This is a genomic window from Aestuariibaculum sp. M13 (assembly GCF_024723255.1).
Classification (GTDB): Bacteria; Bacteroidota; Bacteroidia; order Flavobacteriales; family Flavobacteriaceae; genus Aestuariibaculum; species Aestuariibaculum lutulentum.
Genome location: NZ_JANIAC010000001.1, coordinates 1,214,166 through 1,240,311, shown reverse-complemented (window position 1 = coordinate 1,240,311; position 26,146 = coordinate 1,214,166). Strand labels below are relative to the sequence as shown.

The following is a 26,146-nucleotide window of genomic DNA, read 5'->3' as shown; positions in this document are numbered from 1 at the left end:
ATGAATGAAGCCCAAACCAGACTAGATCTTATTGATCCTGCCTTACGCGAAGCAGGGTGGAATGTAGTTCCAGAAAGCCGTATTAGGGTTGAGGTTATAACGTTGGGTAGAATCGTGGGTAAAACACCAAAAGGGGATAATCGTAGGGAGAAACCATTATCATGCGATTATGTTTTGGAATATAAAGGGCGTAGGTTAGCGGTAATAGAAGCCAAGGCAAGAGATAAATACTATACAACAGGATTAGGACAAGCTAAAGACTACGCAAATAGGTTAAATACACGTTATGCCTATTGTACAAATGGCTTAGAGATTTATGGCGTTGATATGCACGAGGGTACAGAAGGCGATGTATCTAAATACCCAACACCAGATGAGCTTTGGGAGATGTGCTATCCAGCCCCTAAAGAAGATTATAAGGTAGAAATAAATCAATGGAAGGAACGCTTTACAAAAGTGCCTTACGCCTTGTTTAAAGGGCAATACAAACCCAGATATTATCAGCAAAATGCCGTAGAAAGGTGTTTAGATGCTATTGCGGAGAAGAAAGATAGAATTCTAATTACAATGGCTACGGGTACAGGTAAAACAGCTACAGCATTCCATCTCTGCTGGAAGTTATTTCATGCCAAATGGAATTTAAAACGTGATGCCAGTCGTGCTCCAAGAATCCTTTTTTTAGCAGATAGAAACATTTTAGCAAATCAGGCTTTTAATGCTTTCAACGATTTTGATACGATTGATGAAAATATAAAAAAACGTATCAGTCCTGATGAAATTCGTAAGACAGGTAAAGTGCCTAAAAATGGCAGTATCTTTTTTACTATTTTTCAAACCTTCATGACTTCAGCACAAGGAAATACAAACTTTGAGCAGGAAGAAGAAATGCAAGAAATGGCAGCTGAGCCAATGGTAAAATACGCAACTAAGTCTTTTAATTTCGGACAGTATCCTTCAGATTTCTTTGATTTTATCATCATAGACGAATGTCATAGAGGTGGTGCTAACGATGAAAGCAGTTGGAGAGATATTTTAGAGTATTTCTCACCTGCGGTACAGTTAGGATTAACAGCGACGCCTAAACGTGACGTAAATGGCGATACCTATGATTATTTTGGAGAACCTGTCTATACCTATGCGTTAAAAGATGGTATTAATGATGGTTTCTTAACGCCATTTAGGGTGAAACAAATAGAGACCAATTACGATGAATACACAGTTACCAAAGACGACACGATTATTAGTGGAGAAGCTGAGGTAGGTGATACATTTACGTATAAAGATTATGGTAGAAAAATCATTATAGAACAAATAGAACGCTTTAGGGTTAAGAAGTTTTTATCTCAGATAAATCAAAACCATAAAACGCTTGTGTTCTGTGCAACTCAGGTACATGCAGCAGCGATTAGAGATTTAATTAATCAGGAATGTGATAGTAAAAATCCAGACTACTGTCAACGTGTAACAGCAGAAGATGGCAATTTAGGGGAGCAGTCCTTAAAATACTTTCAAGATAACGAACGCATCATCCCTACTATTCTAACGACTTCACAAAAGCTGAGCACGGGGGTTGATGCTCCAGAAATTAGAAATATAGTCCTATTACGACCTGTGAATTCTATGGTGGAATTTAAACAAATTGTAGGTCGAGGTACACGCTTATCAGATGGTAAGGACTATTTTACAGTTTACGATTTTGTTAGAGCGCATAACCACTTTAAAGATCCAGCTTGGGATGGTGAGCCAGAACCAGTAGAACCACCAACAGGAACAGGAAGTCAAAGAGTTTGTAATGTATGTGAACAAAGACCATGTGTGTGTGAAAAGCTAGAACCTGAACACTGTGAGGAATGTGATGCGACCCCTTGTATTTGTGAAACACCACCTAGCCAATTAATAAAAATTAGGCTTTCTGATGGTAAAGTTAGAGAAATCGATGCTACCGTAAAAACAACATTTTGGAGTCCAGAGGGTAAGCCTATTGGTCAGGAAGAGTTCATGAACCAATTGTATGGTGATTTACCGTCTTTATTTAAAAGTGAAGAAGAATTACGTGAAATATGGAGCTTACCAAGTACCAGAAGACGTCTATTAGAAGAACTGGGAAGTAAAGGTTACACCGATGCTCAGCTTGAAGATTTAAGAGAATTAATTCATGGTAAAGACAGCGACTTGTACGATGTGCTAAGTTATGTAGCCTATCATAGAGACTTAGTACCTAGATTGGAACGTGCAAGTAGGGCTAAAGTGCATTTTAAAAACTATAATCCGGCACAGCAAGAATTTTTAAATTTCGTGCTAGACCAGTATGTTAAATCAGGCGTACAGGAACTAGATGAAGAAAAACTAAGTAACTTACTAGTACTTAAGTATAATGCTCTAGCAGATGCTAAAGCATCACTTGGAGATATACCATCTATTAGAAATACGTTTATTGGATTTCAAGGACATTTGTACGGATAGAATCTATTTTATTAAGCATTTATTCATCAGAGATTTTATTTTTGTAGAAAATTACAGCAACTGATGCAGTAGTTTAATACCTAAAACTTTAATCTACATGAAAAAACTTAATTTATTTTTAAAAGCAACATTAGTATTAACCTTAGCTTTTTATTCGTGTTCAAGTGAGAGTAACGAGCCTGAATGCACACCTACACCGACCTTAACGACTAATGATGTAACTGAGTTAACAGATGTTACGGCTACGTTCTCAGGTAAAATAGTTGCCCCTACATGTGAGAGTACAGTAACGTCACAAGGGTTTGTCTATGCTAAAACAACACTTCCTAAAACAGATGATATTGTAATAGAGGTAAATGGAGAGAATATTTCATCTGAAATTACAGGTTTAGAGAGAAATACATTGTATTATATGCGTACATTTTTCGTTAATCCTACAGGTGAATACTATGGAGAACAAGTAGAATTCAAAACAGCAATTGGAGAGATAGTATTATTTACAAAAGAAGCTACGGATATTACAAATAATAGCGCGGTAACAGGAGGTGTTATAGAAGATAATGGTGGGGCGCCAGTTATCAGTAGTGGAGTATGCTGGAGTACTTCGTCAAATCCAACCGTTAATGATTCTAAATTAGAAAACACATCAGGAAATACAGATTTTACTTTACAGTTATCAGACTTATTAGAAGATACAACCTACTATGTTAGGGCATATGTAACAAATGAAGAAGGTACGACTTATGGTGAAGAAAAAACGTTTACCACTCCAAAGTTGTTATACAAGGTTGAAGTAAGTATAGGCGGGACTCCAGTAGCTTGTGGTGAGCCTGCAAGTTATTTTTACTTTGAATTAACTCATAAGTTTGATAGTAATGATGTAATATTTGATGCAGCAGAAGGGGGTGACCAGCGAAACTTAAGTTATGTAAAAGAAGATGTAATTAATGATAACTTAGAGATTATAATACATCTTGCTAAATTTAATCCAGAGAATCCGACTGGATATATTGGAGGTGGAGCATTAAATAATATGAAGGTTGTAATTACGAATTTAGGAACTAATGAAAAAGTAGTAGATATAACCTTACCTGAATTATTTATTTGTACTGATTCAGCGTATAAGAACATAATAAATTTTAATCCTGTGGATGGCAGTCACACTGTAGAAAGATTAACCTACGGCTTTTAAAATCAGTTGAAAAGGGCATCTTTTAGGTGCTCTTTTTACTTTGTGTGTTTTATGTGGTTAAAAATCAATGTATTGTAGGAGTGTGTTTCTCCCCTACAGAGGGAGTAATATTCTAGTCTGTAAGCAGTTTATCTAAAATGTGTATTTGTAATAAAATACGTCGTATATAATTTTTATCTTGCCCGTTATTATTGTTTTCTGAGTTTTACCTACATGAGATTTTTTTTAAGTTTTATCATCCTACTGTTAGGAGTTAATTTAAGTTTATTTAGTCAAATAAAACTAACCCATAATGTAGGTGATAATCTTGTAAGGTCCTATGTTGGATCTTGTGAAGAAACAGAGCATTTAGCTAGGACATTTACGCTTTTAGATTTTGGTGTTAATCCAGACGAAGAATTTATTATAGATCAAGGAGAAATTGGTCTTTACATGTCGGTTGCTGATAACTCCAATTTAAGTTTTAATATTTATGAGATAGATTTTGATTTTCCCAATAGCTTTGACGAATCTAAATTAATAGGAAGTAGTCAGGTAGAATTAGCTCCGCCTGCATGGTCTGGTAATAAGGTGATATTTACGATTAATTTTGAAACACCAGTTATTGTTCCGGCGGGAGTAGAAAGGATATTGGTAGAAGTAAAAAAGGAGGCTTCTCCTGGAGGAATTGGAGTTTCAGCAGTTCAATTGGCAGGAACAGAAGAAGGGAATGATTTTTCATGGTATAAAGGGTGTTTAGGTACTCGGTCTTATATAAAATCAACAGATTTTGGTAGTGGTAGACCTCCTTCTAATTTGTTTATAAATGTTACTGGAGTACCTAGGAAAACAAAAGAAATTCCTTTCAGTGTTGAGAATTTATGTTTTGGAGATACAGCTAAATTTATTCTTGAAGAAACAGTATATTCAATCCATTGGGATTTTGGAGATCCAATTTCAGGAGCTAATAATACTTCAACAGATTTAGAGCCTACACATGTGTTTTCTGAAGCTGGAACCTATGAGGTTAGTGTTATTGCGTCCTTAGGAGGTAATACAGTAACAGAAGTAACTACGATTACAATATATGAGCAGCCAATAGCAAGTAAACCTAATGATATAGGGTTATGCACGTTGTATGATGATAATTCTTTTGATTTGTATGGTCATAATAAATATGTTTTAAATGGTCTAGATTCTAATGTTTTTGGAGTGCATTATTATGAAGGAATAGAAAATTATAATAATGGGATAAAAATTAATGCACCTGAAGCTTATACAAATGCCTTAGGGTTTTTTACACAAGAAATTATTGCTGAAGTTTATAACAAACAGAACCCGGAATGTAATGATATTACGAAGTTTAACATAGGTGTTTATAAAACTCCACAATTGGAATTGCCTAATAATATTTCAAATTTAACACAATGCGATAATTCAGACTCAGGGTCTGATACAGATGGAATTGTTGTTTTTGATCTAACAGAAAAGGAACAATATCTATTGCTTAACGGAATAGATTCAGAAGTGCACTATAATTATTATACAGATGAAGACCTCAAACAGCCAATAGCTTCGCCAAATACCTTTGTTAATAGTCAAAGCTCGCAAACCATTTATGTGGAATGTGTTAGTAATTTAAATAGTGAATGTAAAGCAATAACGTCCTTTATAGTTGAAGTTTTAAAATTACCGTCGGTGACTCCAATTGTTGAACTAAAACAATGTGATGATGATTTAGATGGTCTTTACAGTGCATTTAATTTAAATGAAGTTATAAATGAAATAACTACTAATGCAGACGAAGAGAAAGTTTCATTTTACGAATCGGAGTTAAAAGCTGAAAATGATCAAGATCCAATAACTAATTTAACAACATATTCTAATAATACACCTAGTCTAGATGTGGTTTGGGCTAGAGTTGAAAATAAAAATGGATGTTTTAGGGTCTCAAAAGTTAATTTAATAGTAACTACAACAAAGATTCCATTGGATTTTAAAAGGGAGTTTTATACTTGTGATGATGATTTTGATGGGATTTCAAATTTTAGTTTTGAAACTGTTCATGATGAAATTGCCAGTCTATTTCCTGCAGGACAGGAATTAATAATTACTTATTACCGAAATGAACCTGATGCATTGGCTGAAGTTAATAAAATAGAGAATATAACAGATTATAGTAATATTGGATATCCTTATACACAAGATATTTATGTTAGGGTAGATAGTAAGCTAAATAACGATTGTTTAGGTTTAGGAGCACATATAACATTGCATGTTGAAGCTAATCCTGTTGCTAATCCAGTTACAATAACAAGAGAATGTGATGATGATTTTGATGGTAAATATCCTTTTGATGTATCTGAAGTAGAGTTAACCGTTTTAGGAAGTCAGTCTTTAAGTGATGTTTCCATTTTCTATTATGACGAAAATGATAATCCTTTACCTAGCCCTTTGCCTAATCCGTTTTTAACCTCTAGTCAAATTATAAAAGTTGTTGTAGAAAATAATAATATAGCTGATGGAAGTTGTTTTGATGAGACGACTTTAGAATTTATTGTAGATAAGAAGCCTGTAGCTAATATGGTATCAGATCTAATATCATGTGACGATGGTATAAATGATTCGGATGGGCTGCATGATTTTGATACATCATTAATAGAAAGTTCTGTTTTAAATGGACAAACAGGCATGGAGGTTCATTATTATAATAGTCTAGGTATAGAATTACCAAGTCCCTTACCAAATCCATTTAGGTCGAATACTCAAACTGTAACAGTTAAAGTAGTAAATCCCTTAAATTCTAATTGTATTGCATCTACAGATATTCAGTTTATAGTTAATCCTTTGCCTGATTTTACAATTGAAAATTATCAAATAGTTTGTTCATCAGACCCTACGTTTACAATTGTTCTAGATCCTTTAGAGTCAAATGCAAATGAAATTTTTAATTATGAGTGGGTGTATGAAGATGGTACAGTACTCTCTAATGCGCCTACTTTAACGGTGTCAACGCCTGGAACCTATTTTATAACTTTAACCAAGACTGATGGAACTGGGTGTTCTAGAACTAGAGATGTTTTTGTAAATGCTTCTGAATTAGCTAATATTATTCCAGAGGACATAGTTATAGAAGATGTTTCAAATAATAATAAAGTTATAATTAATACTAATAACTTAGGACAGGGAGAATATGAATATGCTTTAGATGATGAATTTTCAACTTTTCAGGATAGCCCTATATTTGAAAATGTTAGTTCAGGTATTCATACGGTTTATGTAAGAGATAAAAAAGGCTGTGGAACAGCTTCAATAGAAGTTTCGGTAATAGGTTTTCTAAGATACTTTACGCCTAATGGAGATGGTATTAATGATACTTGGTATATTCCTGGTGTTAATGATCAGTTTCAAATTCAAAGTGATATTTTTATTTATAACCGTTATGGTAAATTGTTAAAGCAGTTAAATCCAAGCTCTAATGGATGGGATGGTACCTTTAAAGGTGAAATGCTTCCTACAGATGATTATTGGTTCAGTGTTATTTTAGAAGACGGTAGAGTTTTCAAAGGGCATTTTGCTCTAAAACGTTAAAAAAGGAATTATTAAACGTACCTAATTTTATTTATTTAAGGGTGTGTTTAAAGGTGAAATGTAAAGATGCAGTCTTGTTAAGTATCTGATTATTAATATTTTGTGTTATATAGAAAAACCCAAGAGGGGGAGCAAAATTTAAGCCTTACAGAAATGTGAGGCTTTTTTTGTGAAGTAAATTTTATGACTTTATTAGAACTCTCGAAAAACATAAAAGGGAGCTTATAGCTCCCTTTTTTTGAATAGTAATTCAATATTTATTTTACACCTCCTATTTCACCACTTAAAATTTTAGCGCCTAAAATAGATTCAAGCATACTTGCTTGTTTATTATCTGTGCTGCCGCTAAATACGGTGTTAGGTAGTTGAAGGCCATTAGGGCCGGCTAAAGCTTTTGTACGTTGTACACTGGCATCTAATTCCATTTGTAATTGTTTTTCAGGGGTAATTCCGGCATTTACTTTTTTAGAAATTTCGTAAGCCTCAGCATCGGCAATAATTCTAATTTTTTCAGCCGATTTTTTTGCTGCGGCTAAAAGGTTAGATTCTTCCTGTTCTTTGTAAGAAGCGGTTTTTGCTGCAGTTTCTGCCGTAATAGTTTTTTCTAATTGTATTTTTTCAAGTTTTACGCGAGTTTCGGCTTTTTCACGTTCACCTTTTGCAATGGCTTTTTGTGTGGCATAATATTCTTTTTCGGCTTCTTGTTTTTCCAGTTGTGTTTGGGCAACCTGTTCTTTTTGATCTTTAAGTCGGTTGTCAAAACTTGCTTCCCAGTCAATACTCGTAACTGCAACTTGTTGTACTGTTAGTCCGTATCGTTTTAAAGAGTTCGAAGCATCTCGAATTGGATCTCCGTTTTTGTCTTTACGAATTCTGTATTTCTTCTCACGTTTTTCGTTGTTTATTTTTCCTTTCGCAACGGTTCTGGTAGAGTCTAAAGAGGTAATTGGGCTGATGTCAATATCTTCATAAACTTCTTCGGTTAAATACATTCCGTTTTCCATTTGATCTTTTAAATAATAATCAAATTGTGATGAAGCTCCTGAAATATAATCTTGCGCATCCATTAGTTTACAGGTGTTTTTTAAGGCTTGATCGTATACAGGGTAAATTCTTGCGTAAACAAGTTTGCTTTCCGATCGGTTTTTGTCGGCCATTTCTAAAAATAAATCTTCGTTATTGTAATCAATAGATACAATTAATGCAGCTGCAATATCTGCTTTAATAGCATCGGCGAATTCTCTGGTTTGTGCATTTCGGTGGTAGATACCTTCCTCAGCTCCGTTTTTATCGATAATTCGGTTGCCTTGTTTGTCGAATTCTATGATTTTATCCTGTAAAGCGATTTCAAAAGAAATAGGAATAGTTTTTCCCCACAGTTTTAGTTTTACACCTTGAGTGGTAACTGCTGCATCTCCTCCCCACAAATATTGAATGGCAGTTGCTGTTCCGGCAGGATTGTAGAAAAACATTCCGCTTAGACTAACAAAAAATATACCTAGTAAACCTAAGTAGATAGACTTCTTTAGAGTCCATAAATTAATTAACTTTTGAACAAGATTTGGAACTTTGGATTCCGATTCTGTTGAAGCATTAGATGAAAAAATGTTGATTGTAACAGCCAACAGAATAGCTAGTACAATTAAAGTAATACCAGTGATAGTCATGGTTAATAAAATTAAGTTAAGATGATAGTTTGTTTCAAAACCCTAAAAAGTAAGGTTTTATTGATTAGTTGTGGTTTTAAGAATTTTGTTACAAATGTTTTCGAAAATTCCTGTTTTTGGGGTAATGAAATATATTTTACAAAGCTGCTTTTATGGCTTCAACGGTTTTTTTACTATTCCCTATAAAAATGTTATTATCTATTATAATTACCGGACGACTTAAAAAGGTGTAATGCTCCAAAATGTAGTTTTTATAATCACGTTCAGTAAGATCTTGGTTCTTTAAATCCATTTCTTTGTAAAGTTTTGAACGTTTACTAAAAAGGGCTTCGTAGCTACCTGAAAGTGCATGCATCTCTTCTAATTGTTTAACGGTTATTTCTTCGGTTTTTATATCCTGTAAAATAAAGTCGGAAGGAAGATTTAACTCTTTTAAAATTCGTATACAGGTACTACATGTTTTTAGGTAATATACTTTTTTCATAATCCTATTTTTGTAAAAATTTATACCAAAATAAAAGTAATTTTGTCATTTAAAGTATATTTATCAAAAAAATAAGGTATGCAGTTTACATTAGACATTTTAGCTAAAACAAGACAATTTTTTGGACAGTTTTTAGAAAATACTTCACTTGAGGATTTAAATAAAGTTCCTGAAGGATTCAATAATAACATTATTTGGAATATTGGCCATATTGTGGTTACTCAGCAATTATTAGCATATAAGTTATCGGGTTTGCCAATGATGGTTGATGAGGTTATGATTTCAAAATATATGAAAGGAACAAAGCCTGAAGGAGTTGTTTCTCAAGAGGAAGTTAACAACATTAAAGCTTTGTTGCTTTCAACTTTAGAAAAAACAAAAGAGGATGTTGAAAATGGGGTGTTTAAAACGTTTAACAGTTATACGGTTTCTACAACTGGAAATACATTAAACACAATTGAAGATGCTTTCGATTTTATTTTATTTCACGAAGGTATGCATCTCGGTTATGTAATGGCTTTAGTAAGGGCTATTAATAGCTAATAAGGAATTGACCTCTTCGGCGGGAATTGTATATTCTATAATTCCTGCTGAATATGGTGCTATTTCGTAGGTGTTGTAAAGCATAATAAGTCCTTCTTCACTGAATCCTATATTTTGAGCAAGTTGAAAGTTTTCAGGTTCAAAAAGCGTATTTTTATCTTCAATCGATTTATCGAAATAGGTTTTGGCTATAGTTTCAAAATCCTTTTCATTATTAAACAGTTCTTCATTTGCAATTCGGTTGCCTGTTCGAGCGTCCAAATTTAAAAACGAAATAAGAACATTGCCGTGAGCACCGCCTGTATTTGTATAAGAGGTAATTGATATACTGATTAGTTCAGGTGATTGAAATATAACTTCGCCATCAATTTGAGCTTCCCAAGGGAAAGTGCTTTCAGGAAAATCTTTTGCAAAATCATTGTATTCGGTATTAAACTTTTCAATGTTTTCTTCAATTGAAGCTTCAGCATTAGGCGTTTCTTCTCCAATGTGTAATGATGCCGAAACAACTTTGTTTATTTCATTATTTATGTTTTTTGAAATCTCGTTGGAGCCCTCGGCTTTGGGAATGTTTATTTCAACTAATTTGTTATTGTCTGTAGTAACCGTAATAATTGAAAATGTTGTATTACTATCTTCATTACATGAAAACAATAATAAGACAATACAAAAGGCTGTGAGTAATGGTTTAAAAGACATGTCAAGAGGCTTAATTAAGATATATGATAAAGGTAACTATTGTTGAGAACTTCGGCAATAAATCTTAGTAAACTTGACAGTAAATAAAAGGGAACTAGTCCAGATAATATACATAGCCAAAGTTTAACCAAACCAACCAGTCGTTTTTACGGTCGTAGTTTCTCCAGTTGTGGTCAAATCCGTCAATCCAATCACTAAAGTAATATTGCCATCTTAAATCTATCATAAGATCAGATAAAATGCCAAGTTTGTAACGAGCTCCAATACTACTTACAACAGACCAAGTACTGCCACCGTCAATGTTAATTGGGTAAGGTGCTTCTCCTGCATTATAGGCATTGAACCAATAGGGGTAAAGGTTAGATTGGTCATAAATATCACCATAAGCATCAGGATTCGGATTATTATATCTGGTACTTGCTTTTGGATGGTAAGAGGTATAATGAACTCCTAAACTAACAAAAGGAGCGACTCTGTAAGCAAAGGCTTGAAATGAACGAATACTCAAAGGAAAATATTCCAATTGCATACCAATATCGAAATTCTCTGCTGCGCCACTATGTGCTCTTAGTTTGTCAGCTTCAACACTTGTTTTATCTGGAGCGACCCAAAAACCATGATGGTCCAAGCGTGTGTAGTTATATGAGATTTCACTTCGTAGTTTAAAATGGTCATTAAAATAAGTGTCGGTAGAGTAGCAGTTACAATCTGCAGTATAAGCAAAACTGATGTAATGAATGAGTCCAATGCCGATACCTGAATTGCCAAGGTTGGTAGCTTCTTCATTACGGCTTCCAAAATCTGATCGAAACTCCACGGGACCAATAATAGCACCAATTTCGTGAGAAAACCCAAGCTGAGAAAACATAGTTTGAGTTGTAACAAACATAAAAAAAAGCAGGGCTAAACACTTAAAGTTAAGCATGATAGTAGTTTGTTTAATGGAGCCATTGTTAAAACAAATATAAAAAAACTGCCCTTAGAAACAAATATTATAACTTGGTACAAGATTAAATGAAAAATATATGTTATCAAATTCAAAAAATAAATGCATTATTTTTAAAGATAACGTATATTTGTGGCGATAAATTGTATATTCAATAATTTGACGGCTTTTTTGAAGGGATTGAAACTCGTAAATAAAATTTCGTCTTAAACCAAAATTGAGCTTTTTATACAGTTTTTTGTTAAACTAAAACATTAAAGTAATTGATGAAAAGTAACATTGAAGCTTTTTTAGATCAAGTTAAAGAGCGTAATGGTCATGAACCAGAGTTTTTACAGGCTGTAGAGGAAGTAGCAGAAACAGTTATTCCTTACATTGTAGAGCATGATATTTATTATGGTAAAAACATTCTTTTAAGAATGGTTGAGCCAGAGCGTGTTATCACGTTTAGAGTTTGTTGGGTAGATGATGCAGGAGAAATACAGGTTAACAGAGGTTACCGTATTCAAATGAACTCCGCTATTGGACCGTATAAGGGAGGATTACGTTTTCATCCAACGGTTAATTTAAGTATTTTGAAATTCTTGGCTTTCGAGCAGGTATTTAAAAATAGTTTAACCACATTACCAATGGGTGGTGGTAAAGGAGGAAGTGATTTCGATCCTAAAGGAAAGAGCGATAATGAAATCATGCGTTTCTGCCACGCCTTTATGAGTGAATTATTCAGACATATTGGACCAAATACCGATGTTCCTGCTGGAGATATTGGTGTTGGAGCTCGTGAAATTGGATACCTTTTCGGAATGTATAAAAAACTAAGAAATGAGTTTACTGGGGTTTTAACTGGTAAAGGATTGTCTTGGGGAGGTTCGTTAATCAGACCTGAAGCAACGGGTTACGGTGCGGTATATTTTGCAGAAAATATGCTTAAAACTAAAAATGACACGATTGAAGGTAAAAATGTTGTGATTTCAGGTTCAGGAAACGTTGCGCAATATGCTGCCGAGAAAATTTTACAACTAGGAGGTAAAGTGTTAACCCTATCAGATTCTTCAGGATACATTTATGATGCTGATGGTATTGATGCTGAGAAGTTGGCATATGTTATGAATCTTAAAAACGTAAAAAGAGAAAGAATTAGCGAGTATGTTAAGGTTTATCCTTCTGCTCAATTTGTTGAAGGTAAAACACCTTGGGGTGTAAAATGTGATATTGCATTACCATGTGCTACACAAAACGAACTTCATGAAGAGGATGCAAAAATGCTTTTAGCAAATGGTTGTATCTGCGTTAGTGAGGGAGCAAATATGCCATCTACTAAAGAAGCAATTGTAGCATTCCATGAAGCAAGAATCTTATTTGCTCCAGGTAAGGCATCAAATGCAGGTGGTGTTGCAACTTCAGGATTGGAGATGACTCAGAACTCGTTACGATTCAACTGGACAAGAGAAGAAGTTGATAAGAAATTAAAAGAGATTATGGCTAATATTCACGATGCTTGTATTACTTACGGAAAAGGTGAAGATGGTTACATCGATTATGTAAAAGGTGCAAATATTGCAGGATTTGTTAAAGTTGCCGATGCTATGTTAGCACAAGGTGTTGTTTAATAGATTAACCTAATTAAATAGTTTAAAAGCTTTCTGAATTTCAGGAAGCTTTTTTATTTGAATTTATATGATTTTCAGGTAAAACTCGTTAGTAATAAATATATTTGACCAATTAAAAGGTTTATATGTTCAAAAAGTTAGTCCTATTTATATTTTTCATAATTCCTGTTTGTCACTTCGCTCAAGATTTTTCCGCATCTTGGCAAGGTCATTTTTCATATTATAACATTAAGGAAGTCGCTCAAGGGAACAATAAAGTTTATGCGGCTTCAGAAAATGCGATTTTTAGTTTAGATACAGAAACTAATCAATTAGAAGAAATTACAACGGTTAATGGTTTGTCTGGAGAAACTATTTCAACGATTTATTACAGTGATGTTTACGAACTTTTAGTTGTTGGGTATGAAAATGGCTTGATGGAAATTGTTTTTGATAATAGTGAGAATGTTTTAACCGTAGTAGATATTATTGATAAGCCAACAATTCCGCCAACAAGTAAAAGAATTAATCATTTTAGCGCTTATAATAATTTAGTATACATTTCAACTAATTATGGAATTTCAGTGTTCGATTTAGCACGATTAGAATTCGGAGACACTTATTTTATTGGTGATGGAGGTTCTCAGATTCAAGTAAATCAAACCACAATTTATCAGGATTATATATATGCTGCTTGTTCTGGAAGCAATGGAATAAGAAGAGCATTGACAACTAACACAAATCTAATTGATTTTAGTAATTGGGAAACAGTAACGACAGGGAATTTTACAGGAATAGAGTCTCAAACAGATGATTTATATGCAGTAAGGTCAGATAAAAGACTTTTTAGAGTAGAAAATGGTATTTTAACTGAATTATCATTATATCAAGATCAGCCATTGGATTTGCGAAAAGTGAATGAAAATATGATAGTTACAACTAAAAATCAAGTTTTTTTTTATGATTCGACCTTTAATCTTTTGTCTCAAGCGGTAGTAGATACAAATAATTTTCCAACTGAGTTTACGTCAGCGACAATTGGGGATAGCTATGTATACATTGGAACCAAAAATTTTGGAGTTTTAAAGACAGAATTATTAAACCCAGTTGCTTTTGAGGAAGTACATCCGCAAGGCCCACTTTTAAATATCCCTTTTTCCTTACAGGCAACACCTAATGGTGTGTGGGTTGTTTATGGAGAATATGATTTATTTTATAACCCTTATACTAATGGAGGACCACATAGGAGGGGTATTAGTCATTTAATTCGAGAAGAATGGATAAATACATCTTATAGCGATGTATTAGAAGCTAAATCTTTAAATTATATAGCTGTTAATCCTTTTAAAGATAGTCAGGTGTTCATTAGTTCTTTTTTCAATGGGTTGCTAGAAATAAACGAAGAGACTCCCACTTTTTTATATAACGAAACTAACAGTGGTTTAGAGTCGTTAGTGTTGTCTAATAATCCAAACTATATTGATGTTAGGGTAGGAGCAATTAGTTTCGATAATCAAGGAGTTTTATGGACAACCTCAGGTATAGTAGACAATCAACTTAAATCTTTTAATATTAGTAATAATAAATGGACATCATATACTTTGAATAAAATTATTCCAGATGCGTTTTCTAATAATGGATTTAAAGATATTATCGTTGATAATAATGGAACAAAGTGGATGACTGCAGGTTATTCATATGGTGTAATAGCTTTTAATGAAAATGGAGGAAATCCTTTGGTTAAAGGAATATATAAGGAAGAAGAAAATATGCCAGTTACTTTTGCTTCAGCCATAGCATTAGATAAAAGAAATCAACTTTGGATAGGAACATTTAGAGGGTTGCGTGTATTATATAATACTTCAAATTTTTTTGAAAATGACAATATTCAGGTTGATGAAATTATCATTGAAGAAGATGGTATTGCTAAAGAATTGTTGTATCAACAGTTTATTACAGATATAAAAGTGGATGGTTCGAATAATAAATGGATTGGAACTAGTGATTCTGGAATTTTTTATTTTTCATCCGACGGCCAGAAAACGATTTATCATTTTACGACAGACAATTCTCCGTTACCATCTAACAGCATTCGAGATATTTCGATAGATGATGTTAACGGTATTGTATATATAGCTACAACACGTGGATTGGTATCTTTTCAATCTGGAAGTTCTGGTGTTCTTGAAACTTTGGAAAATGCTTATGCTTATCCCAATCCTGTTAGACCCGGTTTTGATATTGTAGAAAAGAAAGTTAAAATTAAAGACATTTCAGAGAATGTTAATATCAAGATAACAGATATAGAAGGAAATCTAGTGGCCGAGGGGCAATCGAGAGTTAATCAGCGTTATAGTGGTTATAATTTGGAAATAGATGGAGGTACGGCTTATTGGAATGGTAAAAATTTAGCGAATAATGTTGTAGCTTCTGGAGTTTATTTAGTGATGCTTTCCGATTTAGATACCTATGAAACGAAAGTTCTAAAAATAATGGTAGTTCGATAATGCTTGTTACCACAAATGCCATTGTTCTTTCTAAACTAAAATATAAGGATAACGATTTAATTGTTACCTGTTACACACAGGAATTAGGTGTTGTAGGCTTTTTACTTAAAGGTGTATTAAAGAGTAAAAAATCTGTAAATAAAGTGGCTTATTTTCAGTTATTATCGCAATTGCAATTGATAATAAATTACGCAGAGAATCGCTCTTTGCAAATTGTAAAAGAATCTAAGCCTATTCATGTTTACTCTAGTTTACACACGCATATCTTAAAGAGTTCTATAGTCATGTTTCTGGCTGAGGTATTATATTCTGCTTTACGCGAAGAAGAGCAGAATGAAACATTATATAGTTACTTGGAAACAGCCCTTTTGTGGTTGGACGAACAGTCCGATTTTTCAAATTTTCATTTGTTATTTCTATTGAATCTTACAAAATACTTAGGATTTTATCCTGATACTTCAACTATCGATTTTCCATATTTTAATTTGGCTGATGGTATGTTTGATTTAAAGGAATATGGAAAGTCGTCGGTTTCAGGTGATAATTTAAAACTCTTAAAAGAACTTTTAGGCATGTCTTTTAACGATTTATCTTCTGTAAAAATCACAGGTAAACAACGCCAGTCGTTTTTGAATATGCTTTTACAGTACTACGAATTACATTTAGAAAGTTTCAGAAAACCTAAATCCCTAGAAATACTTAATCAAGTCTTTAGTTAAGGATATTTCAACAATAGTAGAATTATTATTTTAGTGCCTAAATGCAACAATCTAAAAAAACATATACGGTTCAGGAAGCTATTAGTAAGCTAGAGCATTACTGTGCTTACCAAGAGCGTTGTCATCAGGAAGTGGTTCAAAAGCTTATGCAAATGCATATGATACCTGAGGCAATAGATGTTATTGTTGTGCATTTACTTCAGCATAATTTTTTAAATGAATCTAGATATGCTAAACAGTTTGCCAGCGGAAAATTTAAAATAAAGCATTGGGGTAAGAATCGAATTTCATTTGAATTGAAGAAAAAGGATATTAGTAAAATAAATATTCAGGAAGCTCTTAATGACATTGATGATGAAGACTATTTGGAATTATTTAATACTATAGCAGAGAAGAAGGCCGAGAGCATTAAAGAAAATAATGTATATAAAAAGAAAAAGAAGTTTGCCGATTACTTTTTATACCGTGGTTGGGAATCCTATCTGGTTTACGACAAGGCCAACGAATTAATAAAATAAAAAAGGTTAAGCACTTGCTTAACCTTTTTTATAAACTATATTAAGTTTTTTTAACTATAAGCTAAAAGACATACCAAAACTAACAGTAAACTGGTTGTGTAACTTTTCAGCAGGGGTTAAATCTTCAGTTTTGTACTTTGCTAATGGAGTGTTTAATTCAGTGTAAACTCCGAAACCTTCAGTAAAGAAATATCGAGCTCCTAAATGACCACCAAAATTTTTAAGGCTTAAGTTTAGACCAGGGTATAAATCGAAGTTTTCATCAATGTTAATAACGTTTCCTAAGTTTGCATTAAAACGTCCTTTAAGGTCAAAACGATCACCAAAATCAGCGTCGATATCTTCATTTACCCCTAATGCATAAGCCGATGATAAACCAATTGAGATATTATCTCCAAGACCATAATCGTAAGTAAGGTTAATGCTTGTTGCATTATCTTGTAGGTTAACACCAACCTGAAATTTATTATCGTTAACACCATTGTAAGCTTGAGCGTTAGCAAATGTGAAGCTAAGAACGGCAACAGTTAATAAAATTAATTTTTTCATAATTTGATTTTAGATTTTTTTGGTAAACAAATATATTATAACTTTTATAAAACGACGTATTTATTTACAGTGCTTTGTGAGTTTTAACAATTGCCCGGTTATTTTTCCAGTCAATCCATTTCTGGCCACCAATGCGGCGCATGACATTGTCGAAGCTACGCATAAAAACTAGGTTAGAAACGGCTTTGCTGAAGTTTTTTGGGTTTCTTGCTATAGCACGCAAGCTCATTGAAAAACCAGGTGTTATATATCGCATATAGTGCCAGTAACCTTCAGGCATATATAAAACTTCACCATGATTTAATTCCGTTTGAAACCCTTTTGCTTTTTTTAGCATGGGCCATTTTTTAAAATCCGGATTATTAAAGTCAATATCTTCTCGGGTAATTAATGAATATGGTATTTTGTATAAATATTGATTTTGTTTCTGGTCGAATAGTATAATCTGTTTTTTACCTTCAAAATGAAAGTGAAAAATGTTTGCCAGGTCAATATCGTAATGCATAAAAGTGTACGAATCACGTCCTCCAAAAAATAACATTGGAATCCCTTTCATTAATCGTAAACCAAAGTCAGGAAAGGTAAAATCGTCTTGTAATTGAGGAATTTCCTTAATGGCATTCCATAAAAATATGCGGAATTTCGTTGGTTCGCGTTTTAGCAAATCTATATAGTCGCCAAGTTTCATTCTGGCATGAGGCTCGTTAAACCCTTCTTTATAATCTACAGGTCTGTCGTCATACAACGGAATGGTAATATCGCCACCAAGTTCCTTCATGTAATCTAAACTCCATTTGCTGTAAGCAGGCCAGTCTTCTATAAAACGTTCAATGACCACAGGTTTTTGTGGTAAAAAATAATGCTTTATAAAGTCCTCTTTAGTAATCGTTTTTACCCGAGGAATGTCTTGTAAGTTTAACGACAAGGTGAAAAAAATTTAGTGAGCCAAAGTTAAGAAAAGGTTATGGAATTTGGAATTAGAGTTTATCGATTAAATTCCTTTTTAATTATTATTTCACTTCAAAAAAGGTATCAAATAATTTGTAAAATTTTTCAGGTTCTTCTAAATATGGATTATGACCACTATTTTCAAACATTTCAAATTGAGCCTGAGGCATAAATGTTTTATATTGGATATTGAATTCTGGAGTTGAAACTCCATCGTATCGACCTGCAATAATCATAGTTTTAGCCTTTACATTTTTTAACTCTTGGCGATAGTCCTGATTAATCATACTTCCACTAACGTAAAAATCCCCATCTCGTCCAATAATAGTTTCATAAACATCGCTAGACCAACGTCTGTAAGGTTCATTAGGGTGATTGCCTTCAATATTTGTGTTGTGATAATAAATATATTTTGTAGGAAAGCTGGCGTAAAGTGATTTTAAGGGCTCCTGACTAGAAACATACCCCAATGCTCTTAAAGAATCTACTTGTTTCCATTTTTCAGGAAAGTGTGTTTTTGTGTAGTGGTTGTAGCTATCGCAATTAGCTTGCCACATCTCTCCTCCATGAAATCCACTTATAAGCAATAATTTGTCAACATTATTGGGATATTTTATACTATATGCTTGCGCTGGAACTGTTCCGTAGGAGTGTCCTACAATCGAAATTCTATCAAAATTTAATAGTTTTCTTAGTTGTTCAATTAGGTCTACATCATTTTCGACAGAATATTCCGAAAGATCTTTGGCATCGTCACTTTTTCCTCTGCCTAAGAAATCGAAGAATACTACTTTATGGCTTTTGTAATATTGTCCAAAGTTAGCTTGCATGTAATCATGAGAATTACCCGGTCCGCCGGGAAGAAAGAAAATGGGTTGTCCTTCTCCTTTAACTTCAACATTTATTTTATAGCCATTAATTTCATGAAATTTTGATTCGAATTTGCTGAAAATATCGGGGTCTGTTTGGCCATTTAATATAGAATTAAATAGGAATAGAAAGACGATGCTAAAAAGTATAGATGGATAATTCATGATATTTGTTTGGCATAAATATAAAGAAATAAAAAAGCCTTCTCTATAACAAGAGAGGGCTTTATATGTTAATTGTGTTTAATCTGTTATTTTAAAGATTTAGCTTTTTCTTTTGCTGATTCATTTCGTTCAATGGTATGCTCTGGTCTACTCCATTTGGGTTTTTCGCCTAAGTCCTGAAATTGCGAATCTTCAGCTTCAACGGTTTCTGGTTGCATCTTTTTTATAAATGGTTTTTGCGTGGTTAAACCAAGTAATTTGAACAATTCCATATCTTCATTAACATCCGGATTGGGTGTGGTCAATAGTTTGTCGCCAGCAAAAATGGAATTCGCTCCAGCAAAGAAACATAGGGCTTGTCCTTCTTGTGACATTTGTGTTCGACCAGCACTTAAGCGTACTTGTGTTTCAGGCATAACAATACGTGTTGTGGCAACCATGCGTACCATTTCCCAGATAGAAACCGGTTTCTGGTCTTCTAATGGTGTGCCTTTAACAGCTACCAAAGCATTGATAGGTACCGATTCTGGTTGCGGATTTAAAGTGGATAAAGCCACTAACATACCTGCGCGATCGTCTTCGGTTTCTCCCATGCCTATAATGCCACCGCTACAAACGGTAACATTGGTTTTTCTAACATTATTAATTGTTTTTAGGCGATCTTCGAAGCCTCGCGTAGAAATTACTTCTTTATAATAATCTTCAGAAGAATCTAAATTGTGATTATAAGCATACAACCCAGCTTCAGCTAATCGCTTCGCCTGATTTTCGGTAAGCATGCCTAAAGTACAGCAGACCTCCATATCCAGTTTGTTAATGGTGCGCACCATTTCTAAAACCTGATCGAATTCTGCACCGTCTTTAACATTACGCCAAGCGGCTCCCATACAAACACGGGAGCTACCAGACGCTTTGGCACGTAAAGCCTGAGCCTTTACCTGCGTAACGGACATTAAATCGTTGCCTTCTATTTTGGTGTGATAGCGTGCGGCTTGCGGACAATACCCACAATCTTCAGGGCAACCCCCTGTTTTGACAGAAAGTAAAGTGCTTACCTGAACGGTATTCGGATTGTGGTGCAACCGATGTACAGTAGCTGCTTCGTAAAGTAGCTCCATCAATGGTTTGTTGTAGATTGCTAAAATCTCTTTTTGTGTCCAGTTGTGACTTGCCGCCGCCATAATTATTTATTTAAAGTTGTAACGTAAACCAAATAATACATTACTTGGAGGCATTGGTACAATACCGGTCTCGATGTAATCGGCATCGAAAATATTGTTTGCTGTAATGCTTAATTCAACTTGGTTGAAATTAAAAATCGCCGATGCATCTAATACATTATAGCTTAATCCTTGGGTACGTTCAGCGTATTTATAAATCACATTAAAGTTGATGTTTTTTGTAATGCGAGTACTTAATCGTGATGTAAAATGGTGCTTAAGAGAATTGATGGAATATTTTGAGAAATCAAGGTTGATGTCTTCAATTTTGTCTTCCATAAAGGTATATCCAACCGATAAATTTTGCTTTAAGTTGTTAACTGTGAAATTGTAAGAGGTATTAACTTCAAATCCTTTAGTTTTAGAATCTCTAATGTTTTGTGCCATAAAAGGATCGTCTGTATTAGCTTTTACATAATCAATTAAGTTTTCGGCGTCTTTATAAAATAATGCAAACGAGGCATTGAATCTTGAAGAGAAAAATTTACCTCCAATTTCACCAGAAAGTGCTTCTTCAGGTTGTAAATCTTCATTTCCAATAGAAGAAGGGTCGCTGTAATATAAATCGGTGTAGGTTGGTACACGGTAAGTATAACCTACATTACCGTAAGCTCTAAAGGTTTCAGAGATTTTATATCCTAAATCTACACCAGGGAACGCATGAAATTTAAAATCTGAAAAGTAAGTTACAGCCACACCCGGTGTAATATCTAAATTTTCAATTTTAAAGCGATGTTCTAAAAATGCTGTAGCCATCAATCTGTCACGATCCCCTAAGGTGTTACTAGTCATGTAAATTTGTGATACATCAACACCCAATCCGGTAACCCCTAAATTTGAGGTGTAAGACGTATTGATTTCAGCACCTACTTTATTACTAATGTGTAAATTTCTGTAAAAACTTGGTTCATTACGTCTTAGCAAAAACATATCCTGATTGCGTTTCCAATACAATCTCGGTTTAATTTTTAGATTATTGGTTTGAAATGCTGTGGATAAGCCAATTAAACTGTTTTGAGTTTCTTCGTATTCGTGAAATGTTGCGTTTGAGGTATAGAAGTTTTCTGCACCAAATTTTCTTTCAAAGAAAGTTGCAAGCATTTCTATTGGAAGCGTATTTTTATTGAATACACTTTTTAAGAAATAGTTTGAATTATCGTAATCTGAATTGGTTCTGTAACCGTCAGAGGATAATTTCCCCATATGTGCAATATGTGAGGAGTTTTCTAAGTCAGACCCCACAGTCACCGATCCGTTTAACTGATTGAAAGAGCCTGTTTCTATATTAGCCGAAACACTATTTTTTAGTTGGTTTTTAGTTACAATGTTTATCGCTCCGGCAAAAGCGTTTTGACCAAAAGCTCTGGCAGCCGGTCCTTTTATAATTTCAATACGTTCAATAACTTCAATTGGTAAAGCGGCGTTCATGGTGTGATGTCCGGTTTGTGCATCGTCCATTTTTATACCGTCGATAAGTAAAAGGGTTTGATCAAAACTACCACCACGAATGTATAAATCGGCTTGGCTACCTCCCGTTCCTCGTTTTCTGATGTCGATTCCAGCTACTTGTTGAAGTAAGTCTGCCACGTTAGTAGCCGCGCTATTTTTAATATCTTCAGAAGATATAATATTTATGGTTCTTGAGTTTTCTTTAAAAGGTAAATCGATACGTGTTGAGGTAATGGTAACTTCCTGTAGCGAATCTATTTTAACAGGTTCATTTTGTGCTTTAGCGAATAAGCTAAAAAGCATTATAAATGAAATGAGAGTCAGTTTGTTTTTCATGATTAAGTTTAAATTTAAAAACAGTGCAAAAGTCGTAACTTAGCGGACTATTAAAGTAGTCCAGTTTGAAAACAGTAAATAGTCCGGTTGAAAGTCTTTTTGAAAAACTTATCACTTTTGATAAAGTATTACCGAAGCCCGTATATATGCAGGTTGCCGAGCAGATTATTAATTTAATTCAACGAGGCTATGTATTAAAAGGCACACTATTACCTGGAACACGTGTATTAAGTCAGTTGTTAAAAGTGCATAGAAATACGGCTGTTGCTATTTATGATGAGTTGGCTTCACAAGGTTGGGTAGAAATTCAACCAAATAAAGGTACTTTTGTTTTAGTACCGGAACAGCATACTGCTAAGATAACCGCACCAACACAACAAATTGATCAGGCATATACGTATTCAAAAACTACAGGTTTTCCTTTTCAAACGGCATTACATTTAGCGCCTACTACTCAAATTACGAATGCCAAATACAGTATTAGCGATGGAAAACCCGATTTAAGATTACATCCAGTTCATCAGTTTTCAAAGTGGTATAGTGCGGCCATGAAACGGAAATCGTTAATACCAAAATGGAATAGAGCAGGAGAGCAGATACATTCCATTTTCGAAAATCAGCTCTGTAATTATTTGAACGCAACACGCGGATTTCACATTAATCCGGGAAATATTGTGAATACCCGAAGTACCGAAATGAGTTTATATATCGTTTCGCAGCTGCTTATAAAACCTAAGGATGTGGTATTGGTGGGGCAGTTGAGTAATTACGAATCTAATATGATTTTTCAGGAAGTTGGTGCGATTATTAAAACGATTCCTGTTGATGAGGACGGACTGGATGTAGATTATATTAAAACGCATTTTGTAAAAGGGACTATTCGGTGTGTTTATGTTTGTGCACAACGTGATTATCCAACTACAAGGACGCTTAGTGCCGAGCGACGCTTAAAATTATTGGAATTGGCTAAACAATATGGTTTTGCGATTATTGAAGATGATTACGATTATGATTTTCAATACGAAGGCTCGGCCATGCTACCCATGGCGAGTGCCGATGCTAATGGTATGGTTATCTATCTTGGTAAGTTGGGGCAATCTCTATTTCCAAGTTTTCAAACAGGGTTTGTAGTGGCACCTGATAATTTAATTTCAGAAGCCAAAAACTATTTGCAATTACTCGATAAACAAGGTGATTTAATTCAGGAACAAATGTTGGCAGAATTAATTCATGAAGGCGAAATTTCTCGGCTAATAAAAAAGAATATTATTGTTTACAAGCAACGGCGTGATGTTTTATGCGAATTATTAAAAAATCATTTTGGTGATAACGTTAGTTTTGAAATTCCTTCAGGAGGTTTGGCATTGTGGTTGCAATTTGAACCAAAAATTTCTTTAGTAAAGCTTGCTGAAGCATCTGAAAAGCATGATTTGTTCATTCCAAAAACCATTTTATATCAGGATAAAAATACCTGTGCTATTCGTTTGGGATTTGGACAGTTAAATGAAGAAGAGATTGAGGTGGTAGTAGAGAAACTTTATAGAGCATACAGTCAAGTGGTATTAAAATAAAAAGCCTCATTAATTTAATAATGAGGCTTTTATGAAAGAGAGTATTATTACTCTTTATCTGTTGGAGATTCCTCGATATCAGTACTATCTGTTATCGTTGATTCCGATTTAACTTCAATATCTTTTCCTTTTAAATACTCAGGTAATTGCATACCGGCCATATTAAACATGTCTTGTAATGGTGGCACCGATTTATACATGCCAGAAAGGAAATTTGCAGTAGATGATTTGCCATCTTTAGTACTTCCATTATCCCAAACGGTAACTTTATCAATCTTGATATTTTTAATGGCTTCAGATTGTAATTTAACCAGCTCAGGAAGTTTGTCTGCAATCAATAATAACACAGCATCTCTTGAACTGTTTCCGGCAGCTTTTACAATTTCATCAAGACCGGCTGCTTGTTTGGTTAAGACCTCGTAAATACCTTGTGCTTCGGCTTGTGCTTTAAATAAAATCGCATCGGCTTCCCCTTTAGCGCGTCTTCTAATACGTTCTGCGTCAGCTTCGGCATCAATCTCTACTTTCTTTTTGTCGATTTCGGCAGGAACGATAATATCGGCCATTTGTGATGAACGCTCACGTTCTGCTCTGGCAGTTTCGGCTTCTTTTTCAGCAGCATAAGCTTCCTCTAATGCTTTTGCACTTTGTACTTTTTCTGATGCAATAGCTACACGTTCTGCTTCTGCTTCACGTTGACGACGTAACGAATCGGAATTAGCTACCGCGATTTTTGCGGTATTCTCACCTTCAACAGCTTGAGCATTGGCGGCAGCAACTTGAGTTCTTTCGTCTTGTACTGCATTTGCCTCACCAATAGAACCGTCTCTGTTTTTCTCGGCAACCGATTTACGAGCCGCGTTTATAGCGTGTGCAGCAGCTTCTTTACCTAAAGCTTCAATATAACCCGACTCGTCAACAATATCTGTAATGTTAACGTTAATAAGTTTTAAACCTACCTTTTTAAGCTCAGACTCGACACTTTGTGAAATATTGGTTAAGAATTTATCTCTGTCGGAATTGATTTCCTCAATGTCCATAGAAGCGACTACTAAACGCAACTGACCGAAAATAATTTCTTTAGCTAACTCTTGTACATCGTTCATTGATAAACCTAATAAACGCTCGGCAGCATTTTGCATAATACCAGGTTCGGTAGATACACCAATGGTGAAACGTGAAGGAACATTAACACGGATGTTTTGTTTTGACAGGGCGTTAACCAGATTGACTTCAATAGAAATAGGTGTTAAATCCAGAAATTCGTAATCCTGAATAACCGGAAAAATAAAGGCAGCACCCCCGTGAATACATTTTGCCGATTGTCCGCCAGCTACTTTACCATAAACCACTAAAATGCGATCGGAAGGACAGCGTTTATAACGGCGAATAAGTACAATAAAAAATACAAAAATGAACATGATGGCTGCAATAACAGCCATAGGAAGCCCAAAACTAAAGGCGTCCTGAGTAATAAGTGTTAGCATTAAATTAGTTATTAAGTTGTTCTACAATTAAAATTCCGTTATCGGTAACGTCTTTTACTTTTATTACGGTTCCCGATTTTAAGGTAGTTTGTGCATCGGTTAAGGCTTCAAGTTCACGTAAAGCGCCTTGAATACGAACATGAGCTTTACCAATAGACGAGCGGTTAGCACCGATAGTTAAATAAACTTCACCAACAGCACCTATAGCATTTTTAAAGTCAAGTGTACCACTATGATTTAGTTTTTTCATATAGTAAAACATGGCCGCCATAATACTCATCATTACTAAACCAGCAATTAGAGAAATAACAACGGTAAGCGGTTTTGATACACCTGCATCAATGCATGCAATACCACTCCACCCAAAAATGGTAAAGAATCCAACCAAATTTTTAAAAGTGATGAATTGAAAACCGATTCCCGTGTCGGTTTCTATTTCGGCATCCGTTTCAAGTTCTAATCCATCAGAATCTCCTCCAACAAAGGTTAGAATCATCATAATGATAAAAATTAGTGAAGCTACCAGAGCAATACCCCAGTAAATCTGAGGAAAGAGTTCTAAGCTGTAAAACCACTCGGTCATAATTAAAAGGTTTAAATTTTATGATTCAATATAAAACCTTTTTGTGGTTTTATATGACTAATTCGAAAGTAA

20 protein-coding genes are annotated in these 26,146 nt (G+C 34.3%); 9 read left to right on the top strand and 11 right to left on the bottom strand.

The genetic code is table 11. From position 1 onward, the window contains the following. The 3 genes from hsdR (at position 1) to NO995_RS05230 (ending at position 7,225) form a co-directional block, all read left to right on the top strand. Positions 1 to 2,463 carry an EcoAI/FtnUII family type I restriction enzme subunit R gene (hsdR, locus tag NO995_RS05240; RefSeq protein WP_258226566.1) on the top strand — a complete coding sequence of 821 codons (2,463 nt, stop codon included), beginning with the start codon at positions 1 to 3 and terminating at the stop codon, positions 2,461 to 2,463. A 97-nt stretch (positions 2,464 to 2,560) separates the two neighbouring features. Further along, complete coding sequence (locus NO995_RS05235) at positions 2,561 to 3,655, top strand: hypothetical protein (RefSeq protein WP_258226565.1); 1,095 nt, start codon at positions 2,561 to 2,563, stop codon at positions 3,653 to 3,655. 213 nt (positions 3,656 to 3,868) lie between these two features. Then, the gene (locus tag NO995_RS05230) at positions 3,869 to 7,225 is read left to right on the top strand and encodes a T9SS type B sorting domain-containing protein (RefSeq protein WP_258226564.1); all 3,357 of its coding nucleotides are present in this window, start codon (positions 3,869 to 3,871) and stop codon (positions 7,223 to 7,225) included. 257 nt (positions 7,226 to 7,482) lie between these two features. On the opposite strand, the gene NO995_RS05225 is transcribed toward NO995_RS05230, so the two are convergent. Continuing rightward, on the bottom strand, positions 7,483 to 8,892 hold the full coding sequence (locus NO995_RS05225; protein WP_258226563.1) for an SPFH domain-containing protein: 1,410 nt from the start codon (positions 8,890 to 8,892) through the stop codon (positions 7,483 to 7,485). Between the two features lie 136 nt (positions 8,893 to 9,028). Further along, the gene (locus tag NO995_RS05220) at positions 9,029 to 9,376 is read right to left on the bottom strand and encodes an arsenate reductase family protein (protein WP_258226562.1); all 348 of its coding nucleotides are present in this window, start codon (positions 9,374 to 9,376) and stop codon (positions 9,029 to 9,031) included. 78 nt (positions 9,377 to 9,454) lie between these two features. Between NO995_RS05220 and NO995_RS05215 the strand changes: the two genes are divergently transcribed. Next, positions 9,455 to 9,919 carry a DinB family protein gene (locus NO995_RS05215; RefSeq protein ID WP_258226561.1) on the top strand — a complete coding sequence of 155 codons (465 nt, stop codon included), beginning with the start codon at positions 9,455 to 9,457 and terminating at the stop codon, positions 9,917 to 9,919. Here NO995_RS05215 and NO995_RS05210 read toward each other — a convergent pair. Continuing rightward, positions 9,896 to 10,618 (bottom strand): DUF3298 and DUF4163 domain-containing protein, encoded by a 723-nt coding sequence (locus NO995_RS05210; protein WP_258226560.1) that lies wholly within the window; start codon positions 10,616 to 10,618, stop codon positions 9,896 to 9,898. The two genes, NO995_RS05215 and NO995_RS05210, sit on opposite strands and share 24 nt — an antisense overlap. Positions 10,619 to 10,712: 94 nt before the next feature. Further along, positions 10,713 to 11,486 carry a glutamate dehydrogenase gene (locus NO995_RS05205; protein ID WP_258226559.1) on the bottom strand — a complete coding sequence of 258 codons (774 nt, stop codon included), beginning with the start codon at positions 11,484 to 11,486 and terminating at the stop codon, positions 10,713 to 10,715. A 344-nt stretch (positions 11,487 to 11,830) separates the two neighbouring features. Here NO995_RS05205 and gdhA point away from each other — a divergent pair, with 344 nt between their 5' ends. The 4 genes from gdhA to NO995_RS05185 all read left to right on the top strand — a co-directional run bounded on the left by gdhA (position 11,831) and on the right by NO995_RS05185 (position 16,897). Further along, positions 11,831 to 13,174 carry an NADP-specific glutamate dehydrogenase gene (gene gdhA, locus NO995_RS05200; protein WP_258226558.1) on the top strand — a complete coding sequence of 448 codons (1,344 nt, stop codon included), beginning with the start codon at positions 11,831 to 11,833 and terminating at the stop codon, positions 13,172 to 13,174. 125 nt (positions 13,175 to 13,299) lie between these two features. Beyond that, on the top strand, positions 13,300 to 15,660 hold the full coding sequence (locus tag NO995_RS05195; protein ID WP_258226557.1) for an ABC transporter substrate-binding protein: 2,361 nt from the start codon (positions 13,300 to 13,302) through the stop codon (positions 15,658 to 15,660). Continuing rightward, positions 15,660 to 16,379, top strand: coding sequence for a DNA repair protein RecO (gene recO, locus NO995_RS05190; RefSeq protein WP_258226556.1), 720 nt, complete (start codon positions 15,660 to 15,662; stop codon positions 16,377 to 16,379). The genes NO995_RS05195 and recO overlap by 1 nt, the downstream gene beginning before the upstream one ends. Positions 16,380 to 16,420: 41 nt before the next feature. Beyond that, entirely contained in the window at positions 16,421 to 16,897 is a 477-nt protein-coding gene (locus NO995_RS05185; protein WP_258226555.1) for a regulatory protein RecX, read from the top strand. A 54-nt stretch (positions 16,898 to 16,951) separates the two neighbouring features. On the opposite strand, the gene NO995_RS05180 is transcribed toward NO995_RS05185, so the two are convergent. The 5 genes from NO995_RS05180 to NO995_RS05160 all read right to left on the bottom strand — a co-directional run bounded on the left by NO995_RS05180 (position 16,952) and on the right by NO995_RS05160 (position 22,433). Next, a complete protein-coding gene (locus tag NO995_RS05180) occupies positions 16,952 to 17,446 on the bottom strand; it encodes a porin family protein (protein WP_258226554.1) in 495 nt (164 codons plus the stop codon). A 64-nt stretch (positions 17,447 to 17,510) separates the two neighbouring features. Then, the gene (locus NO995_RS05175; RefSeq protein ID WP_240572277.1) at positions 17,511 to 18,371 is read right to left on the bottom strand and encodes a cupin-like domain-containing protein; all 861 of its coding nucleotides are present in this window, start codon (positions 18,369 to 18,371) and stop codon (positions 17,511 to 17,513) included. Between the two features lie 85 nt (positions 18,372 to 18,456). After that, positions 18,457 to 19,428, bottom strand: coding sequence for an alpha/beta fold hydrolase (locus NO995_RS05170; RefSeq protein WP_258226553.1), 972 nt, complete (start codon positions 19,426 to 19,428; stop codon positions 18,457 to 18,459). An 86-nt stretch (positions 19,429 to 19,514) separates the two neighbouring features. Next, complete coding sequence (gene bioB / locus NO995_RS05165; protein WP_258226552.1) at positions 19,515 to 20,609, bottom strand: biotin synthase BioB; 1,095 nt, start codon at positions 20,607 to 20,609, stop codon at positions 19,515 to 19,517. 6 nt (positions 20,610 to 20,615) lie between these two features. Further along, a complete protein-coding gene (locus tag NO995_RS05160) occupies positions 20,616 to 22,433 on the bottom strand; it encodes a TonB-dependent siderophore receptor (RefSeq protein ID WP_258226551.1) in 1,818 nt (605 codons plus the stop codon). 65 nt (positions 22,434 to 22,498) lie between these two features. Here NO995_RS05160 and NO995_RS05155 point away from each other — a divergent pair, with 65 nt between their 5' ends. Continuing rightward, positions 22,499 to 24,004, top strand: coding sequence for a PLP-dependent aminotransferase family protein (locus NO995_RS05155; RefSeq protein ID WP_258226550.1), 1,506 nt, complete (start codon positions 22,499 to 22,501; stop codon positions 24,002 to 24,004). Positions 24,005 to 24,051: 47 nt separating this feature from the next. Here the strand turns inward: NO995_RS05155 and NO995_RS05150 are convergent, their stop codons facing one another. Then, the gene (locus tag NO995_RS05150; protein WP_258226549.1) at positions 24,052 to 25,491 is read right to left on the bottom strand and encodes a flotillin family protein; all 1,440 of its coding nucleotides are present in this window, start codon (positions 25,489 to 25,491) and stop codon (positions 24,052 to 24,054) included. A gap of 4 nt (positions 25,492 to 25,495) precedes the next feature. After that, entirely contained in the window at positions 25,496 to 26,074 is a 579-nt protein-coding gene (locus tag NO995_RS05145) for a hypothetical protein (RefSeq protein WP_258226548.1), read from the bottom strand. Positions 26,075 to 26,146 lie beyond the last annotated feature (72 nt).

Excerpts from the sequence above, each read along its gene's own strand:
- NO995_RS05230 (WP_258226564.1), top strand. The coding sequence starts at position 3,869 with ATGAGATTTTTTTTAAGTTTTATCATCCTACTGTTAGGAGTTAATTTA.
- NO995_RS05145 (WP_258226548.1), bottom strand. The coding sequence starts at position 26,074 with ATGACCGAGTGGTTTTACAGCTTAGAACTCTTTCCTCAGATTTACTGG.
- NO995_RS05215 (WP_258226561.1), top strand. The coding sequence starts at position 9,455 with ATGCAGTTTACATTAGACATTTTAGCTAAAACAAGACAATTTTTTGGA.
- gdhA (WP_258226558.1), top strand. The coding sequence starts at position 11,831 with ATGAAAAGTAACATTGAAGCTTTTTTAGATCAAGTTAAAGAGCGTAAT.
- NO995_RS05150 (WP_258226549.1), bottom strand. The coding sequence starts at position 25,491 with ATGCTAACACTTATTACTCAGGACGCCTTTAGTTTTGGGCTTCCTATG.
- bioB (WP_258226552.1), bottom strand. The coding sequence starts at position 20,609 with ATGGCGGCGGCAAGTCACAACTGGACACAAAAAGAGATTTTAGCAATC.
- NO995_RS05235 (WP_258226565.1), top strand. The coding sequence starts at position 2,561 with ATGAAAAAACTTAATTTATTTTTAAAAGCAACATTAGTATTAACCTTA.
- NO995_RS05225 (WP_258226563.1), bottom strand. The coding sequence starts at position 8,892 with ATGACTATCACTGGTATTACTTTAATTGTACTAGCTATTCTGTTGGCT.
- hsdR (WP_258226566.1), top strand. The coding sequence starts at position 1 with ATGAATGAAGCCCAAACCAGACTAGATCTTATTGATCCTGCCTTACGC.
- NO995_RS05205 (WP_258226559.1), bottom strand. The coding sequence starts at position 11,486 with ATGTTTTCTCAGCTTGGGTTTTCTCACGAAATTGGTGCTATTATTGGT.
- NO995_RS05195 (WP_258226557.1), top strand. The coding sequence starts at position 13,300 with ATGTTCAAAAAGTTAGTCCTATTTATATTTTTCATAATTCCTGTTTGT.
- NO995_RS05160 (WP_258226551.1), bottom strand. The coding sequence starts at position 22,433 with ATGAAAAACAAACTGACTCTCATTTCATTTATAATGCTTTTTAGCTTA.
- NO995_RS05185 (WP_258226555.1), top strand. The coding sequence starts at position 16,421 with ATGCAACAATCTAAAAAAACATATACGGTTCAGGAAGCTATTAGTAAG.
- NO995_RS05220 (WP_258226562.1), bottom strand. The coding sequence starts at position 9,376 with ATGAAAAAAGTATATTACCTAAAAACATGTAGTACCTGTATACGAATT.
- NO995_RS05210 (WP_258226560.1), bottom strand. The coding sequence starts at position 10,618 with ATGTCTTTTAAACCATTACTCACAGCCTTTTGTATTGTCTTATTATTG.
- recO (WP_258226556.1), top strand. The coding sequence starts at position 15,660 with ATGCTTGTTACCACAAATGCCATTGTTCTTTCTAAACTAAAATATAAG.
- NO995_RS05180 (WP_258226554.1), bottom strand. The coding sequence starts at position 17,446 with ATGAAAAAATTAATTTTATTAACTGTTGCCGTTCTTAGCTTCACATTT.
- NO995_RS05170 (WP_258226553.1), bottom strand. The coding sequence starts at position 19,428 with ATGAATTATCCATCTATACTTTTTAGCATCGTCTTTCTATTCCTATTT.